19 protein-coding genes are annotated in these 15,632 nt (G+C 39.4%); 9 read left to right on the top strand and 10 right to left on the bottom strand.

The window, feature by feature from the left end:
- Positions 1-21 precede the first annotated feature (21 nt).
- From WAE57_RS03230 to WAE57_RS03220, 3 genes are all read left to right on the top strand, one after another.
- Positions 22-162, top strand: coding sequence for a hypothetical protein (locus WAE57_RS03230; RefSeq protein ID WP_171262910.1), 141 nt, complete (start codon positions 22-24; stop codon positions 160-162).
- Positions 163-238: 76 nt separating this feature from the next.
- Positions 239-460: a hypothetical protein gene (locus WAE57_RS03225; protein ID WP_237788503.1), complete on the top strand. Its 222-nt coding sequence runs from the start codon at positions 239-241 to the stop codon at positions 458-460.
- A 21-nt stretch (positions 461-481) separates the two neighbouring features.
- Positions 482-691: a hypothetical protein gene (locus WAE57_RS03220; protein WP_086175161.1), complete on the top strand. Its 210-nt coding sequence runs from the start codon at positions 482-484 to the stop codon at positions 689-691.
- A gap of 219 nt (positions 692-910) precedes the next feature.
- Here the strand turns inward: WAE57_RS03220 and WAE57_RS03215 are convergent, their stop codons facing one another.
- Together WAE57_RS03215 and pyrE are read right to left on the bottom strand one after the other, a co-directional pair.
- Positions 911-1,144, bottom strand: coding sequence for a DUF2171 domain-containing protein (locus tag WAE57_RS03215; protein ID WP_237788504.1), 234 nt, complete (start codon positions 1,142-1,144; stop codon positions 911-913).
- 1,261 nt (positions 1,145-2,405) lie between these two features.
- Positions 2,406-3,056 carry an orotate phosphoribosyltransferase gene (pyrE, locus tag WAE57_RS03210; RefSeq protein ID WP_337708170.1) on the bottom strand — a complete coding sequence of 217 codons (651 nt, stop codon included), beginning with the start codon at positions 3,054-3,056 and terminating at the stop codon, positions 2,406-2,408.
- Between the two features lie 40 nt (positions 3,057-3,096).
- Here pyrE and WAE57_RS03205 point away from each other — a divergent pair, with 40 nt between their 5' ends.
- Positions 3,097-3,915, top strand: a complete 819-nt coding sequence (locus WAE57_RS03205) for an exodeoxyribonuclease III (protein WP_337708168.1) — start codon at positions 3,097-3,099, stop codon at positions 3,913-3,915.
- A gap of 470 nt (positions 3,916-4,385) precedes the next feature.
- Positions 4,386-4,733, top strand: a complete 348-nt coding sequence (locus WAE57_RS03200) for a Spx/MgsR family RNA polymerase-binding regulatory protein (RefSeq protein ID WP_301432771.1) — start codon at positions 4,386-4,388, stop codon at positions 4,731-4,733.
- 76 nt (positions 4,734-4,809) lie between these two features.
- Here the strand turns inward: WAE57_RS03200 and WAE57_RS03195 are convergent, their stop codons facing one another.
- Positions 4,810-5,247 carry a DUF2147 domain-containing protein gene (locus WAE57_RS03195; protein WP_086176384.1) on the bottom strand — a complete coding sequence of 146 codons (438 nt, stop codon included), beginning with the start codon at positions 5,245-5,247 and terminating at the stop codon, positions 4,810-4,812.
- A 156-nt stretch (positions 5,248-5,403) separates the two neighbouring features.
- On the opposite strand from WAE57_RS03195, the gene WAE57_RS03190 reads away from it, so the two are divergent.
- The gene (locus WAE57_RS03190; RefSeq protein ID WP_337708163.1) at positions 5,404-6,315 is read left to right on the top strand and encodes an alpha/beta hydrolase; all 912 of its coding nucleotides are present in this window, start codon (positions 5,404-5,406) and stop codon (positions 6,313-6,315) included.
- An 83-nt stretch (positions 6,316-6,398) separates the two neighbouring features.
- Here WAE57_RS03190 and WAE57_RS03185 read toward each other — a convergent pair whose 3' ends face one another.
- On the bottom strand, positions 6,399-6,965 hold the full coding sequence (locus WAE57_RS03185) for an NAD(P)H-dependent oxidoreductase (protein ID WP_086176386.1): 567 nt from the start codon (positions 6,963-6,965) through the stop codon (positions 6,399-6,401).
- 258 nt (positions 6,966-7,223) lie between these two features.
- On the opposite strand from WAE57_RS03185, the gene WAE57_RS03180 reads away from it, so the two are divergent.
- Positions 7,224-8,423 carry a GGDEF domain-containing protein gene (locus WAE57_RS03180; RefSeq protein ID WP_337708160.1) on the top strand — a complete coding sequence of 400 codons (1,200 nt, stop codon included), beginning with the start codon at positions 7,224-7,226 and terminating at the stop codon, positions 8,421-8,423.
- On the opposite strand, the gene WAE57_RS03175 is transcribed toward WAE57_RS03180, so the two are convergent.
- From WAE57_RS03175 to WAE57_RS03155, 5 genes are all read right to left on the bottom strand, one after another.
- Positions 8,420-9,100: a glutathione S-transferase family protein gene (locus tag WAE57_RS03175; RefSeq protein WP_337708158.1), complete on the bottom strand. Its 681-nt coding sequence runs from the start codon at positions 9,098-9,100 to the stop codon at positions 8,420-8,422. The two genes, WAE57_RS03180 and WAE57_RS03175, sit on opposite strands and share 4 nt — an antisense overlap.
- A gap of 4 nt (positions 9,101-9,104) precedes the next feature.
- Positions 9,105-10,889 carry a protein-disulfide reductase DsbD gene (gene dsbD / locus WAE57_RS03170; protein WP_337708484.1) on the bottom strand — a complete coding sequence of 595 codons (1,785 nt, stop codon included), beginning with the start codon at positions 10,887-10,889 and terminating at the stop codon, positions 9,105-9,107.
- Between the two features lie 76 nt (positions 10,890-10,965).
- Complete coding sequence (locus WAE57_RS03165) at positions 10,966-11,736, bottom strand: transporter (RefSeq protein ID WP_337708156.1); 771 nt, start codon at positions 11,734-11,736, stop codon at positions 10,966-10,968.
- Positions 11,737-11,751: 15 nt separating this feature from the next.
- Positions 11,752-12,294 carry an ankyrin repeat domain-containing protein gene (locus tag WAE57_RS03160; RefSeq protein WP_337708153.1) on the bottom strand — a complete coding sequence of 181 codons (543 nt, stop codon included), beginning with the start codon at positions 12,292-12,294 and terminating at the stop codon, positions 11,752-11,754.
- 173 nt (positions 12,295-12,467) lie between these two features.
- Positions 12,468-12,845, bottom strand: coding sequence for an HPF/RaiA family ribosome-associated protein (locus WAE57_RS03155; RefSeq protein ID WP_337708151.1), 378 nt, complete (start codon positions 12,843-12,845; stop codon positions 12,468-12,470).
- A 492-nt stretch (positions 12,846-13,337) separates the two neighbouring features.
- Between WAE57_RS03155 and WAE57_RS03150 the strand changes: the two genes are divergently transcribed.
- Positions 13,338-14,075 (top strand): outer membrane protein OmpK, encoded by a 738-nt coding sequence (locus tag WAE57_RS03150; RefSeq protein ID WP_337708149.1) that lies wholly within the window; start codon positions 13,338-13,340, stop codon positions 14,073-14,075.
- Positions 14,076-14,188: 113 nt separating this feature from the next.
- A complete protein-coding gene (locus WAE57_RS03145) occupies positions 14,189-14,692 on the top strand; it encodes an N-acetyltransferase family protein (RefSeq protein ID WP_337708147.1) in 504 nt (167 codons plus the stop codon).
- Positions 14,693-14,804: 112 nt separating this feature from the next.
- On the opposite strand, the gene WAE57_RS03140 is transcribed toward WAE57_RS03145, so the two are convergent.
- Positions 14,805-15,551 (bottom strand): IS5 family transposase, encoded by a 747-nt coding sequence (locus WAE57_RS03140; protein WP_337708144.1) that lies wholly within the window; start codon positions 15,549-15,551, stop codon positions 14,805-14,807.
- Positions 15,552-15,632 lie beyond the last annotated feature (81 nt).

The following is a 15,632-nucleotide window of genomic DNA, read 5'->3' as shown; positions in this document are numbered from 1 at the left end:
AATGTCAAAAGGAATAGTGTTATGTCTAAGTCTCAACCTCAAAATCAAACAGATATGAATCAAAGGAATCAACCGATAAAACAACCCCATCATTTACCACAGCAAGACCATAAACATAATCAGCAAAAAGATTCTGGAAAGCAGTCTCAAAATGAAAAATAAAACAGGATTTACTGTTATGGTCAGTATAAGATGTTTAAAGGGGGGGAAGCCCCTTTAAGCAGGAAAGGAGTTAAGTATGAATATCAGACCTGTAAAAGCTCATAAAATGAATGAGGATTTTGATACATCGCCCACCGTGATTTATACCGGTGAATATGATGAGGAAAATCATTTGGTAAATGTATATAACTCATTGCAAGAACAATTGACAAAAATTATGGGTACTAATCAATGGATTTTGAATTCTACAGGTGAGGTATTTTTTATTGAAGAAGATGTACCTTATTTTGCTAATTAACAAGGTCAGGTGAAATAAATAATGAATACAGCAACCACATATCCACAGAAATTAGTGACATTCTATAAACTCGATAGCCCGGATATTCAGAGAGGTATATGGGCAAATTATGACAAGAATGGAAACTTTCTAAATTTGACCAATTATTATGGTAAAAGATTAGACCTGATCGGGCCGGATCGGGTACGTATAGATGGTGAAGTTTGGGTATGCAAAGAACATTTTAAATAAATAGATGCGTATGTTCTGTTGAATAAGAATTTTAAATATAAAATGTAGCATAATGAATATAACTAAAATAATGCCATTAAAATAAAAATTAGTATTTTTAATATTTAGTATTTGTTGTAATGAAATGGAATGATTCAGCACAAATTATTTTAACTTATCAAGTTTAAATAAGCCCCTCCATATCGAAGAAAGGGCTTATACGGTAGTGTTGTGCCTTGCTTAAGCCGCAACCCAGTGACTTTTGACTTCTTCAGCATCTACATTGAGCATAACCTGATTTTCTTTAATTTCACTCACCCATGAAAGTGGAATAAGGTGATGACTACCTTCTTCATTTCTTGTTAACTTGATTTGATCTGTGCCTTGAAGGTGATCTACTGTTCCTACTTTTTTACCATCTACGGCAATTACGTCAGCATGTTTAGTAATGTCATTTACATTGATAGTAGCCATTTCATACCTCTCCTGTATAGTGGTAATCTTGCACCCTCTAATTTAAGGCATTCTCGAATCTTTGGCGCTATATATATGCAAAAGGGAACAAATCTTTAAGCAACTTTACTTTAGTGCATAAATATCATGCTTTAGAAAGAAATTTTTGCGTTATAGCTGTTTAAAAATTCAGTAGAATTTAATACTTAATTCTTTTCCTTATTTATGATTTTTATGTTTTATATATGCAGATCAATCCTGAATTAAAATGGCATAGCTTGTTTTTTTATCATTTTAAATAATAAATTTCTTTCATAAATCATTTTAGAAACTAAAAATTGTTCTTAAAACCAAAATTGAAAATAGATTTTTAGCAAATATTGGATTCATGAGTGTGGCATGGATGCCACACGTTTCCCATCACGACAAGGAAGTCGTGTATGGGAAACAAAAGGTTTTTGTCTACTTTTGACCTTTCAAAAGTAGAGAGATTGCCTACGAAAAGGTAAAAAAACTAAATCAATAAAATGAGGCCGTGCTGATTTAAAAAAATCTAATAGTGAACATTTTTTGATTTATGAAAGAGATCTAATGGTTAAATAATCTATCACAAAAAATACCATTTTATTTTTGCAAATGTGAAAAATTGAGACAAAGTTAGCACTAATTTATTTTGGAAAAATCCTCTATTTCTGCCATTTTTAGTCTATTAAAATAATTTTAAATTCAGTTTATAAATTTTTTTATATTTATTAATGAAAATAAAATACTGTTTAATTTAATATTTTTAATCCATAAAAATTTTATACCTTTAGAGTATAGAATTGCAGAATTTAAATAAATGAAGGAAAAATAATCTATTTGTACTGACTTACAATATGCATTTTATATAATTTGTTAAATAATCATGAATTTAATAGATATCTTTATATAGAAGAAATTTAAAGCAGAATTTTTACGCTGAAAAATCGAGTTTTCTGGATCACAAAATTTAAACGAGCTATCCGTATACAGAGCCTGAGTAAAAGGAAGTTTCTCTTAAGTCTTTCTAGGCTTAGAGCTGAATAAATACCGGTTTAGATTGTATAGATAAAAACGGTGCTCAACTTCAACAGAGTGTATTTGCCTCTTCTTTCATCCTAAAGATAAACACAAGATGAATATCGCTAAAGGTTTATTTAAGGCCTCGATACTTTTTTCAGTCATTTTTTTAGTCACCTCCCATTTTCTTAAAAATGACAAAAAAGGAAGCACATGGCTTCCCTTTTTAAGCATTGACCCATCAGATGCCGTATTTCAGACGATAGGCTTCCATTTTCGCTAAAGCTTCTTTGTCGCCTTTCGCATCAAGGAAATCCATTAAATCTTTCATGGTAATTAAAGCATGAACTGGAATTTCAAGTTCTTTTTGCACTTCCTGAATGGCAGACAATTCGCCTTGACCTTTTTCCTGACGGTCTAAAGCTACCAATACACCAGCAATTTGCGCACCAGCATTTTTAAGAATGGTCACCACTTCACGGATGGCAGTACCTGCAGTAATCACGTCATCAATGATCCAGACTTTTTTACCTTCGACTGAAGCACCAACCAGTACACCGCCTTCACCATGATCTTTGGCTTCTTTACGGTTAAAGCCCCAAGGCACACTCACACCATGATTTTGTGACAATGCCACAGCAGTCGCGGCTACAAACGGAATACCTTTATACGCAGGGCCAAAAATCACTTCTACGTTGTCACATGCAGTTAATTTGTCCGCATAGCCTGAAGCCAATAGTGTTAGCGCTTCGCCATCATTGAGTAAACCCGCATTAAAAAAATAAGGACTCACACGACCTGATTTTAAAGTAAACTCACCAAATTTAAGCACACCACGTGATAATGCAAGTTCGATAAAAGCTTGAGGGTTAAATTGAGCTGGCGAGGTCATGAGGTGCTCCAAAATTCATAAATAGAGGTAAGACTTGCGCATGATACCAAAGAGTAGCTATCCAAGTGATCAAAAAATTCTAAGAGTCGTTTCAATTAACGTAAATGGCTTGCGTTCATCAGTGACCAAAGGCTTGCTTGAATGGCTGGAACAGTCAGATGCCGATGTTATTTGTATGCAGGAAAGTCGGATCACCCATGCGCAGTGGACTGAAAAATTTAGACCCGAAGGCTGGTACACGCACCTGTTCCCGGCAGAACGTGCAGGCTATGCCGGCACCGCCATTTATAGCCGCCTGCCTTTTGTCTCCGTAAAAGATGGTTTAGGCTTTGAACTGGCCGACTCTCAAGGGCGCTTTATTGCTGCCGAATTTGATCTCGGGTTAGACAAACCGGTATACATCTGTTCGCTGTATTTGCCTTCAGGTTCATCCGGTGAAGAAGCCCAGGCCCGTAAAGATCACTTTTTGGATCAATATCAAGACATCTTAAAACAATGGCGGGATGAAGATAAATCCATCATTGTCTGTGGTGATTACAATATTGTGCATAAACGCATTGATATTAAAAACTGGTCAGGCAACCAGAAATCTTCAGGCTGTTTACCACATGAACGTGCATGGTTAGATCATATTTATGATGATCTGGGTTATGTTGATACTTTCCGTGAAGTACGTAAGGAAGCGGAACTTTATTCATGGTGGTCCAACCGCGGCCAGGCGCGTGCCAAAAACGTCGGTTGGCGCATTGATTATCAGGCCTGCTCACCGGACTGGAAAGCCCGTACCATCAATGCCTGGGTCTATAAAGACACCTGGTTTAGCGACCATGCACCCGTAGTGATTGATTATAAAATATAGCCCATAATGCCGTATTGAGTGGACAATCGTTCACTCAATACAAGCACATAGATTACAAGAGATGTCGAATTTGTTGCTTTTTATATACATCTTTTAAGTGCATTATAGCTTCACGGCAAAGGGATAAGTCAGGATGACTGAAAAAGGATAGGACGCCGTAGGATGAAACAGAATAAAGCACTTCGGTAGCTTATTTTGCAAGGATGTGACAATGGACGTTGAAATGAGACCCGCATGATCAGGATGATTAAATGCGGGTTTTCTCTATTTTGAGTTAGCTATTTTTTATAATCCCAAGAACAACCAAAAATCACTTTATTATTTTCTATGCCACTATTATTGGCAAATCTCAATGTCAGTTTGATGACATCTGCATTTATTTTCTAATCCTGAATAGTTTAAATTCGCTCTAGAGCTTGTGGAGGATTTTCGCTAGGCTATTACAGAATAGAAAATGGAATAATTCACTTATGCTTAAAATTTATGGCATCAAAAACTGTAATTCAATGAAAAAAGCCTTCGACCTGCTCAATGAACTCGGGCTTGCTTATGAATTTCACGATTACAAGAAACACGGCATTGCCGCTGAAACGCTAAAAACATGGCTAGATGCCAAAGGTCAGGAAGTGATTCTCAATAAAAAAGGTACCACCTGGCGCAAACTGAGCGAAACGGAACAACAAGCTGCTTTAGCCAGTGAAAATAACCTCATTGAAGCGCTGACTAGCCATAACAGCTTGATCAAACGTCCAGTGCTTGAAACAGCTTCAGGTTATATCGTGGGCTTTGATGAAGATGCGTATCGAGCATTAAAATAATGCATACTGCATCGCCCAGATTAAAAAAGCCTGACAATGTCAGGCTTTTTTGTTTAATCCATTTGGCTCAGCAAACTTAGTTTGCGCGAATCCAGGTTTGGTTACGACCTAAAACTGATACGCCAATAAAGCCGCGTAATTCTAACGTTTTACCACCATTCGCTAGTTCGCCTTTTAATTTATAAGTTTTGCCTGAAGAAGGGTCAAGAATAGTACCTTCCTCATAGTTTGTGCCACCTACGTTTTTAAGACCATGAACAATCTTTAAACCTTTTAAAGATTTATTGTGATACGGACCTTCACATTTTTTACATGCTTGTTCTTCGCCCGGTGTCAAAACTTTTTGAATGCTTGCAGACAATGTGCCATTTTTTTGTTCAGTAAATTTTACGATTGCTTTTGGTTGTTTTGTTTTGTCGTCAATCGTTTTCCAAACTGTGCCATTTAAAGGATCAGCAGCATTTGCCAAAACTGTTAATCCGAGCAATCCTAATGCAAGTGCAATTTTTTTCATTTTTTTTTCATTCCCTAATCTAGTAATAGATAGCCTTAGTATTAAAAAGTCACAACAATAATGCAATTCTTGAATGTGACCATATAGTGTAACCTTGTAACTTGTGTTGGTAAATATGCAAACTAAAGCTCCGATAAATAACAAGATGGAAAGAATATGAAAATAGATCCTGTATGGAAACAACTCATTACTGAAAGCTTTTTAAAAACAACCATCCGCACACCAAGTCAATTTAATTTACCGCCAAGCACGGCACGTTTTGCCATAGAACAAATGTGCCGCTTATTCCCACAGAATAAAGATGTCAGTATTCGCCCTCTTCGTCTTGCCGGCTTGCATGCAGAAGAAATCAAACCAGTAAATGAAGCCACTCAACTCATTTTATATGTTCACGGCGGTGCCTTCTATTTAGGTTCATTAAATACCCATCGGGCATTTTTATCCGACATGGTGGCACGCACTCAAATGCAGGTGATTCATGTGGATTATCCTCTGGCACCTGAACAGCCCTTTCCTGAAGCCCTGGATGCACTGTTTGATGTTTACAATATTTTGCTCGACCAAGGTATACAGGCCAAAGATATTATTTTGTCCGGCGACTCCTGTGGTGCCAATCTGGCTTTAGCCTTGGCGCTAAAAATTCGTGATGAACAGCTGCCTCAAGCCAGTGGTCTGATGCTGTTGTCACCCTTTTTAGATTTAACCCTGACCAGTGAATCCTTACGCTTCAACCAGAAACATGATGCGCTATTGTCTATTGAAACCTTAGAAACAGGGATTGATTATTACGTACCGAAAGCTATGGATAAATCACATCCTTCTATTTCTCCCCTGTTTGCGGATTTGACCGGATTACCTCCAACGCTGGTACAGGTGGGATCGAAAGAAATTCTACTGGATGATGCGCAGCGCTTTAAAGAAAAAGCAGAGCAGGCCAACGTACAGGTAACATTTAAACTTTATACCGGCATGTGGCACAATTTTCAGATGTTCCATGCCTGGTTTGATGAAGCCAAGCAGGCCATGGCCGATCTGGCCGAATTTGCCCATACCCTGGATCAAAGTTAAATTTAATTCGCGATCAAACATTTTCCATAAAAAAGGTCAGCCGCAGCTGACCAAAGAGGAATCATGTATTGGAGAATTTCAAATTACAGGCTTTTTACCTGAGCTAAAGCGCTGGCAATTGCCTGATCTTTTAACTCTGCACCCATGTTGACACCTTCAGCACGAATAATTTCCACATCATTCACACCGGTAAAATTAAATACAGTTTTTAAAAAGCCTTCCTGGAAATCTGCCGGGCTATTTTCACCATACACACCGCCACGGCTGCTGGCGATATAGGCTTTTTTCTCACCGGCCAAACCCACAGGACCATTTTCAGTATATTTAAAGGTTTTACCTGCCACACTGATACGGTCAATCCAAGCTTTTAAAGTAGAAGGCAAGCCAAAGTTATACATCGCCGCACCCACAACGACTACGTCTGCATCCAGATACTGCTGAATAATTTTTTCACCCAAGGCTGTCTGTTCAGCATCTTGCCCCATCAAAATTTCAGCGGTTAAATGTGGAATGGGCTGTTTTGCCAAGTCCAGATATTCTACGCTTGCATCTGCATGCTTGGCTTGCAATTGAGTGACAATCGCCTGACTCAATTGGCGTGAAACAGAAGCATCACCTAAAATACTGGAATCGATATGTAAAACTTTCATGCCTGTTACCTTCATCTCTATTTATTCAATGTAGGCATTTTAATCTCCCAACAAAAATAGAATAATAGGCTTATACACAACACAACGTTCCATATTTAAAACAATAATAATTCAGCCTAACTAATCTTGAGACCAAAAAGTACAAAAAACAGGCATTACTATTGCTAAAAAAACATGCTATGTTGTGAATTCATAAAAATAAATCGACTTACTTCACATTAATTCACAATTTTACCAACCCGGGATTATCTCTATCGAATGAAGCCAATCTATTCACCGAATATCACTTTCTCGTTCAAAGAAAAAATTGCGAAATATCTGTTAGAAGATGGCGTGGTAATGAACTGGAGTGTCCTGAATAAATGCATTTTGATGCTGATTTTAGGTAGTGCGGTGCATATGATCTGGATTATCTGGAAAGTTTTCGTGCTGTTATCCCCCGAGGTATGGCACTGGGTAAATTTACCCTTGCTCAAACTACAGCTGGAACTGAATATCCTGATTTTGACCATCTTTATTGGACTGATTTACCCATGTTCGGCATGGCGTAAAAAAGCTTGGGTACAGCAATGGTTACCCTATTTATCCGTGGGAATTTTGGTCATTCCATTATGTCGTGATGGTTATGTCGTGGGCGTGCTCAGTCCCGCCACCATGATCACTTACATGAGTCTGGTCACTGTAGGCTTAGTACTGTTTACCCGTAAAATCGTTTATTGCGCTCTCATCCCAGCCACATTATTTTTATTCGCTTGTGGCTATTTAAGTCTGCAAGGTCAAATCAGTTACGGTCCGTTGTTTCATCTGGACACCATGCCTTACCAAAATATGTTTTGGGTGCTTACGATGATGTATTTCATCGTGCCGATTTTAATTACCTGCCTTATTTTATTTGAAATTTTACTGAGTCAGTGGCGGCATCGAGAAAAGTTGATTCAGCATTTAAATCAGGTTGACCCGCTAACCAATGCGCTTAACCGACGCAGCATCAATTACTGTTTAGAAAAACTGGAACGCAAGCCAAGTAAATCTTATGCAGTGGTTCTGATTGATCTGGATCATTTTAAGCGCATTAATGACCAATACGGGCACGATAAAGACGATGAAGCCCTGATTCAGGTCAGCCAAATCCTGTCACAGCTTATTCGGGATAGTGATGTGGTCGGTCGCTTGGGTGGGGAAGAATTTATTCTGATTCTGAATCAGTCTTCTCTGGAACAGGCACAAATTATTGCCGAGCGTTGTCGTCAGGCCATTCAACAGCTTCATTTATGCAGTGAATCGGGACAGATCATTCCGATTACCGCAAGTTTTGGCATTGCGCTATCCAGCAAAATGCTGAATTCGCAACAATTATTAAGCCAGGCAGATAAGGCACTCTATGCAGCCAAAGCCTGCGGACGCAATCAGGTCAAATGCTATCAGGAAGAGTGTCTTGCTGAACCCAAAGTCTGCTAAAGCGACTGCTGTTGATACGACTCTAAATAATTCACCCAGGCATCTTCTTGCAATGCAGCATCCATCCACAGTTTCATGGCAGGATGCCGCAGCATGGTGTGCATATACTGCTGTGTCGACTGACTGACCGGTAAGGCATAGGTCATCAGCCGCGTTACGACCGGGGCATAAAATGCATCGGCAATTGAAAATTCACCACATAAAAAACCGTTCACATCTTGACGTTCTGACCAGATCTGCTCGATACGGGTCACATCGTCACGCAATGCGGCATCGTCCTGCCACAAACGTTTGCCGACCTCTGCCAAACTGGCACGGATATTCATGCCACAGGCATTACGCAAGCTGGTAAATCCACTGTGCATTTCCGCTGTAATGCAACGTGCACGGGCACGCTGCTTGACATCTTTCGGCCACAAATGCTGATCGGGATGCCGTTCTGCCAGATATTCACAAATCGCCAGTGAATCCCATAGCATCAAGTCATGATCGATCAATACCGGCACTTTACCATTCGGGTTAATCGCCAGAACATCCTGTTTAAAAGTACCGGTATTACGCTCCGGCGGAAATGGCAGCATAATTTCTTCAAACGGTAAATTGAAAGCTTTCAGCACCAGCCACGGGCGCATGGACCAGCTGGAATAATTTTTATTGGCAATATAGAGCTGATACATGAAATTATTGTCCTCTATGCTGCTGAAACAGATCGAGCTGTTTCAGTAATTCAGCTTCGCTAAAAGCTCCAGTTAGACGTAAACCACGGATTTCCTGCCGCTTCGCATCTAAGAATAAATAGGTCGGCGGCCCTAAAATATCCCATTGATTCAATAATGCCTGATGCGTTGCATCGTAGTCACTCAAATCCAGCTTAATCAGAAAATAAGGTTCTAAGGCTTGCTGCACCGGTGCAGATTTTAAAACACGATGTTCAATTGGCTGGCAGGCTACACACCAATCTGCATAGACATCAATAATAATGGCTTGGTTAGCAGGTACATTGGCGAGGATATGCTGAAATTCATCGGCAGTTTTCGCCACATGCCAACTGGCTTGGGTACTGCTCTGGGTGATAAAGAAACGCTGGCTATGCTGATATTGAGTATAAGCCAAATACGGAACCACCACGAGCAAGGCCAAAATATACAGCCATTTGAATGGAGCTGTTTGCCGCATTATTCGAATGCTTAAATATCCAATAAAAAAGAGACCTAAACCCAAACTTAACCATTGTAACCAAGCTTCAGAAATTAACGGACGAATAAAATACAGCGCCAGAGCCAACATGATAAATGCAAAAAACACCTTAATCTGGTGCATCCACAGCCCTGCTTTAGGCAGCACCCTGGAACCTAATACGCTGGCCAGAAGTAAGGGGGTTCCCATGCCAAAACCCAAGGTGAATAGCAAGATTGCCCCCTGCCACTGACTTTGGGTCTGGGAAATAAATAATAGTGCCCCAGCCAGCGGCGCGGTCATGCAAGGGCCGACCAACAGTGCAGAGATCATTCCCATGATACCTGCACCCAGCAGACTCCCGCCTTTTTGCAGTGAATGCACCCGATCTAAACGGTTTACCAAAGCATGCGGTAATTTAATTTCAAACAGCCCAAATAAATTCAGGGCAAACAGCACAAACAGCACACTAAAAGCAATCAGGGTAGAAGGCTGTTGCAACCAGCGTTGAAAATTCAGTCCTGCCGAGGATGCAATTAAACCTAAAATGGCATAAACCATCGCCATGCTACAGACAAAGACCAAAGCAATCATCCAGGCTTTTAAGCCTTTGCTATCGCGTACAATTAAGGAGGTCAAAATAGGTAACATCGGCAATGAACACGGAGTAAAGGCCAAGAGTATCCCCAAGCCGAAAAATAACAATAAGCCATAAACGAAAGAGCTTTCGGCTAATGTTTCCGACCACATTTGATCTTTTGCAGTATCTAATGGGACAGGTTTTTCAGTCACCTTGATGCTATTTTGCGTAGCACTTAATATTGGATTCCCATTGGTAGAACTGTTTGTAGATGAGGAAAGATCAAGCAGGCGTTTACTTGCTCTGGCCTGATTTTGCAGCAGCACCAGGCCGTCAATATCGGTCTGGAATTCGACAGTTTGTGGCGGGTAGCAGATCCGGTCTTGGGCACAGCCCTGCCACGTCACCCGGTAGGTTTGGGAGGCTTTGGTAGCAATATTAAATTGCACTTGATGAAAATAAACCTGGGTGCGACCATAATTTTCATCATGTAAATCGGTGGCTTGCGGCAATTTCAAAGCCAGCTTTTGTGCCCCTTGCCGGACTTCAAATTTGTGCTGATATAAATAATAACCCTGTGGAATTGTCCAGTTGAGTCGGGCTTCATGTGTACTGCTAGATTCAACACTAAAAGAAAAAGCATCCTCAGGTGCAAGCAATTGCTCTTGTGCCTGTAGTGTCATGGAACATAATAAAATAACACTACACATCAATCCGCTTATAGCGGAATACAACCACACGCCCAAGTCTTGAAAATGCTTTTTCATATGAATTTTTATTTTTTAATTAAAATAGGAATGAAACACCCAAACCTGATTGGTAGCTTTTATCTCGACCATTTAAGTCCACACCAATACTGGCATCCATTTGCACGCGCTCATTCAGCGCATAAACAAGTCCTGAACCCAGTGCATATTCATAGTCTTGACTTTCGACTTTGCGATAGACCAGTTCAGAAAAACCTGACAATTTGTCAGTGATTTTATATTCAATGGTCGGTACTGCAGTCACTGCCCAGTTGCTGTTTTGGACTTCATAGCGCATGGTCATGGAAGTAGCAATTAAATCGCTGTAATCATAAGCCACAGCCGAGGTTAGGCTGTAAATATCATCTTCATTACTAAAACCATCATTACCAGTCGCCAGAATAGCTTCAGCTAAAATAGCCATAGAAAGCTTTTCATCATCCAGATTAATGGCCTTTTTTACCCCAATGCTGACATCACCCAGACCGTCTTCTTCAATGGACTGGCCTGCCGTTTTGGTCTTTAACCAGGATGGTCCTTGCCAGCCCAATTGCACTTCAAGATCTTTGGCTAAACCGGTACGCAATAACATGTCGGCATTTAAGCTGGTGTTTTTAACCTTTAGCCCGTTTTCATCAGTACTTTCTGAGTAGTTTAGGCTTGGTAAACCCTGTTCCCATGCCAGCTGACCGACTGGAGTAATACCTGTACCAATTCCTGTACCCGGACGGTCAAAAGAAAAGTTGGCAGCCATCACATTGATGCTAAAACCTGCTGCAAAAATGAAACTTACTGTTTTTAGGACTGGCATGAATTGTCTCACTGATTATGTTAATTCTTTAGTCATTTTAGCCCCATAACTACGGAGCAATTCTAAAGTTTGCTTTTCTTCGGCCAATGCTTCTGACCAGTTGATTTCATCAAAGTCACAATCAAAGAATAAATCACTAATCGAAGATAGTATGGTCTGACCATCTTCATCTTTGGTATTGGGATCTACTTTTTCATCCAGTAAACGTTTCACTGCAGGCACGCAGGCGGAGCTGGCAGCATCCCATAATGGACCATACAGTTCTTCGGCATCCCACAAATGTAAATTGACTTTGGCTTGAATAAGCGCCTCTAAAATTTCAAGATGAACTGCCAGATTCTGCTGTTTTTCTTGTTCAGATAAAGGTGAACCGGCTTCATAAGCTTCGCAAATATGCTCCCACCATTTGAACAAACCATCGGACCAGACAGAAATGGCCGGACCTTTTTCCAGATCAATAAAATTCGGATCGAGACCTTCTGCCAAAAGACGTTGTACCAGAACAAGATCCAGCTCTTCTATTGCCTGTACAAAGACTTGTTGTTGTGCTGTTAACATGGAGAAAATACTCTTCAATCATTTTCTAACTATTATGCCGAATAAACTGTCATTTGTTTTAGCTAAATGTATAAGGAGTATATTTTTTATTTCTGTTGCCCTGCCCCGAATAGCGTATTAAAACGCCCATAAAAAAAGCTCCGAAGAGCTTTTTTCTTTAAGCAAGATGTTGCTTAATCATTTACATCGTCCACATCACTGACTTCTGCAGTTTCAGCAAGTACCGGCACCGCGGCACGAGGGTCATCTATTTTCTCAAATAAATGTTCCAAACTGCGTTTTAAGCGGTCAATGGCTCCATGTATGGCAGTATCGATATTATGACCATGATGGTTCACCACTACCGGTTTCAAACCTGCCGGGCGTGCTTCGATCATGCAGTGAATATCATCTGCACCACCTTTGGGACCATTTTCATCGCTAAAATGAACCGAGAAATGGGTAATACGTTCGCTATAACGTTGGAATTCAGCATTCAGTTCTGCACGAACATAAGTAATTAAACGCTCACTATTTTGGATGTTTTTATCGGTACGAATTTCAATGTTCATATAATTTCATCCTCTTTATTCATCAAATCTTTTTGTGCAAAACTTCTTATCTTGGCACGTTTCACCTTGCTGTTAACAACAGCGCTGAGCATCTTCAACCTAGTTTGGAACGAGTTCCTCCACATTGAATGATGAACACTTTTAACTCTGCAGATTCGTGTCCTTATGCTTTGAATATAAGGGTCTAGGTGAAGCTTATGCAAGTAGTATTTTGATATTTTTTTAAATGCCCTATAACGTATAAGGAATTTGACTTTCCCCTCTAAATAATTTGATAAATATCACATTATTTCTTTGCGGATAAAATGCCTTCTTCAAACTGCTTTACTTTTTTTATCAATATGTATTTTTAGGTATCAAAGCGGTGTCTTGATTTTAATCAGGAGTACTCTGAGAAAAGCAGACTATTTTTTTAACCATTGATCAATTTTGGCTTTATTTTTGCTAAAGAATCTGTATGCTTTGCTTGCTTCTCGGGGGAGATATTTTTTGATGAAACTTACACAAATTTTTGCTACATGCGCATTGGCTTCAACTGCTGCGCTCACTCAAGCTTCACCTGTAGTATGGCAAGACTTCAGCTTGACTGGTCTTTATGGTGATCACTATAAAGTAGGTACTGAAGACCGCACGACCGTGACTGCAGAATATGCAGCTAAACTTAAATATTCTGATGTATTCTTCTTCGTTGACCATCAATTGGATGGCAATGATGAACAAAATACATATTTCGAGTTAGCGCCACGTTTAAGCTTAGGCGAAGTATCTGGAAAAGATCTTTCTTTTGGTCCAATTAAAGATGTCCTTATTGCGACAACTTGGGAACACAATGCGGGATATGATCAAAACCAAGAATTTAACAACTTCTTGTATGGTGTGGGTTTCTCTTTAGATATTCCATATACCCAATATGCCAATGTAAACTTCTATAAAGCGGATAACGACAAAACTAAAGATGATTATCAAATGACGATCACTTATGCTGTTCCGTTTAAATTGGGTTCAGAAGATTTCCTTGTAGATGCCTTCCTGGATTGGTCAACAGCTGAAAAAGGCGCTCAAGCAAGCGAGCTGAACTGGACCAGCCAGTACAAATGGAATGTAGGTAAGCATATTTCACCTAAAACTAAATTATATGTTGGTATCGAACACTCGGTTTGGAACAACAAATTTGGTATTCAAGGCGTTGATCAAAATGATGTCAGTGCTTTGGTCAAATACCACTTCTAAGCACCACGTTTTGAACGTTGAAAAGAGCAAGGCTTCGGTCTTGCTTTTTTTATTGCTGAAAATCAGGTTTATTTCTAAAATCCAGAGTCTATTGATTCGTTCGGCATACACTCATGGGTTTTTTGATTCGTCCCGCTCAACCACAAGACCTTGAACACATCCTGAAAATTTACAATGCTGAAATTTTAAATGGTACTGCGACCTGGAATAGCACACCAAAGTCTATTGAGGATTTTCAGAGCTGGTTTAAAACCCTTACTAAACAACAGTTTCCTTTATTTGTCGCTGAACATTCAGAGACTAAACACATCGCCGGCTATGCCGATTATTCTTCTTTCCGTCAAATTACCGGGTTTAAACATACAGTTGAACATTCGGTCTTTATTCATCCGGACTTTATCGGACAAGGTCTAGGCAAAGCCTTAATGCTCAAGCTGATTGATCATGCACGGCAAAATCATATTCATGTGATGGTGGCTGCGATTGATCATGAAAATCAGGCATCGATTGTGTTACATGAAAAATTAGGTTTTAAGCAGACGGGTTATATGCCTGAGGTGGGGCAGAAGTTTGGTAAATGGCGTGATCTGGTGTTGATGCAACGGATATTGGATTAAATTAAGAAAAAAATAATGATTCAGTCACTGCTTTAAATAAAAAAGCCCGCAATATGCGGACTTTTTTGATATATAAATAGGGTCTGTTGACATTTACTGTTCATAATTAAAACTATAAAGGTAGCCATAAAAATATACAGGCTAAAGCAACAGAACTTTGATAATTTCTTTTGAGCTTGTCATATCGAGTAGCTATTCCTCTAAATTGCTTTAATCTACAAAACATATTTTCAACTAAATGCCTGATTTTATATAAATACCAGTCCATATGATCATTGTTCGATTGGCTATTTATTCTCTTTGGTATATTCGCTTTTGTTCCTGTTTTTCTGATCTGTTCACGCAGCGGTTCTGAATCATAGCCTTTATCTGCGCATACAAATTTTGTCTCTTTTAAATCTAATGTTGATATTAAATCAGGTGCAACTTTGACATCATGTGTGGTTCCATCGGTAATCATGAAATCAATAGGATTGCCATGTGCATCAACATTCAAATGTATTTTTGAGGAGTTTCCTCCTACACTTTTAGAAATAGATTGATTTGCTATACCGGCAGAATGTTGATGAGCACGTACGTGAGAGCCATCAATAAAAATCCACTCCATATCAGGGTATGATGCTAATAACTTAAATAATCTTAGTAACTTACCACTTTTTGACCAACGATTAAAGCGTTTGAAAATAGAGTTTGATTGACCGAAATAGGAAGGAATATCTCGCCACGGACAGCCTGTTCTAATTCTATAGAGAATAGCTTCAATAAAATTACGTAAATTTGAGTTGTGATGAATAGATAAATTACGCAGAATAACTTTCAACTTTTGCCAGTGTTGATCTGTCAGCATGGTACGAGGCATAGCGAATAGTAAAATTGGGTTTGGCGATTTGATTTTACTACTTCGCTATTTTTTAAGCTAAAAGTGTCAACACACCCTAAT

The sequence above is a fragment of the Acinetobacter sp. NS-4 genome (assembly GCF_037402435.1).
Classification (GTDB): domain Bacteria; phylum Pseudomonadota; class Gammaproteobacteria; order Pseudomonadales; family Moraxellaceae; genus Acinetobacter.
Note: the sequence above shows the minus strand (reverse complement) of the source record. Positions and strands in the feature narration are given on the sequence as shown.

What these genes read in the sequence shown, in the direction of transcription:
- WAE57_RS03190 (WP_337708163.1), top strand. Translation starts at nt 5,404, where the DNA reads ATGAAAATAGATCCTGTATGGAAACAACTCATTACTGAAAGCTTTTTA.
- pyrE (WP_337708170.1), bottom strand. Translation starts at nt 3,056, where the DNA reads ATGACCTCGCCAGCTCAATTTAACCCTCAAGCTTTTATCGAACTTGCA.
- WAE57_RS03160 (WP_337708153.1), bottom strand. Translation starts at nt 12,294, where the DNA reads ATGTTAACAGCACAACAACAAGTCTTTGTACAGGCAATAGAAGAGCTG.
- WAE57_RS03140 (WP_337708144.1), bottom strand. Translation starts at nt 15,551, where the DNA reads ATGCCTCGTACCATGCTGACAGATCAACACTGGCAAAAGTTGAAAGTT.
- WAE57_RS03150 (WP_337708149.1), top strand. Translation starts at nt 13,338, where the DNA reads ATGAAACTTACACAAATTTTTGCTACATGCGCATTGGCTTCAACTGCT.
- WAE57_RS03165 (WP_337708156.1), bottom strand. Translation starts at nt 11,736, where the DNA reads ATGCCAGTCCTAAAAACAGTAAGTTTCATTTTTGCAGCAGGTTTTAGC.
- WAE57_RS03230 (WP_171262910.1), top strand. Translation starts at nt 22, where the DNA reads ATGTCTAAGTCTCAACCTCAAAATCAAACAGATATGAATCAAAGGAAT.
- WAE57_RS03145 (WP_337708147.1), top strand. Translation starts at nt 14,189, where the DNA reads ATGGGTTTTTTGATTCGTCCCGCTCAACCACAAGACCTTGAACACATC.
- WAE57_RS03185 (WP_086176386.1), bottom strand. Translation starts at nt 6,965, where the DNA reads ATGAAAGTTTTACATATCGATTCCAGTATTTTAGGTGATGCTTCTGTT.
- WAE57_RS03155 (WP_337708151.1), bottom strand. Translation starts at nt 12,845, where the DNA reads ATGAACATTGAAATTCGTACCGATAAAAACATCCAAAATAGTGAGCGT.
- WAE57_RS03200 (WP_301432771.1), top strand. Translation starts at nt 4,386, where the DNA reads ATGCTTAAAATTTATGGCATCAAAAACTGTAATTCAATGAAAAAAGCC.
- WAE57_RS03175 (WP_337708158.1), bottom strand. Translation starts at nt 9,100, where the DNA reads ATGTATCAGCTCTATATTGCCAATAAAAATTATTCCAGCTGGTCCATG.
- WAE57_RS03195 (WP_086176384.1), bottom strand. Translation starts at nt 5,247, where the DNA reads ATGAAAAAAATTGCACTTGCATTAGGATTGCTCGGATTAACAGTTTTG.
- WAE57_RS03220 (WP_086175161.1), top strand. Translation starts at nt 482, where the DNA reads ATGAATACAGCAACCACATATCCACAGAAATTAGTGACATTCTATAAA.
- WAE57_RS03215 (WP_237788504.1), bottom strand. Translation starts at nt 1,144, where the DNA reads ATGGCTACTATCAATGTAAATGACATTACTAAACATGCTGACGTAATT.
- WAE57_RS03225 (WP_237788503.1), top strand. Translation starts at nt 239, where the DNA reads ATGAATATCAGACCTGTAAAAGCTCATAAAATGAATGAGGATTTTGAT.
- dsbD (WP_337708484.1), bottom strand. Translation starts at nt 10,889, where the DNA reads ATGTGTAGTGTTATTTTATTATGTTCCATGACACTACAGGCACAAGAG.
- WAE57_RS03180 (WP_337708160.1), top strand. Translation starts at nt 7,224, where the DNA reads ATGAAGCCAATCTATTCACCGAATATCACTTTCTCGTTCAAAGAAAAA.
- WAE57_RS03205 (WP_337708168.1), top strand. Translation starts at nt 3,097, where the DNA reads ATGATACCAAAGAGTAGCTATCCAAGTGATCAAAAAATTCTAAGAGTC.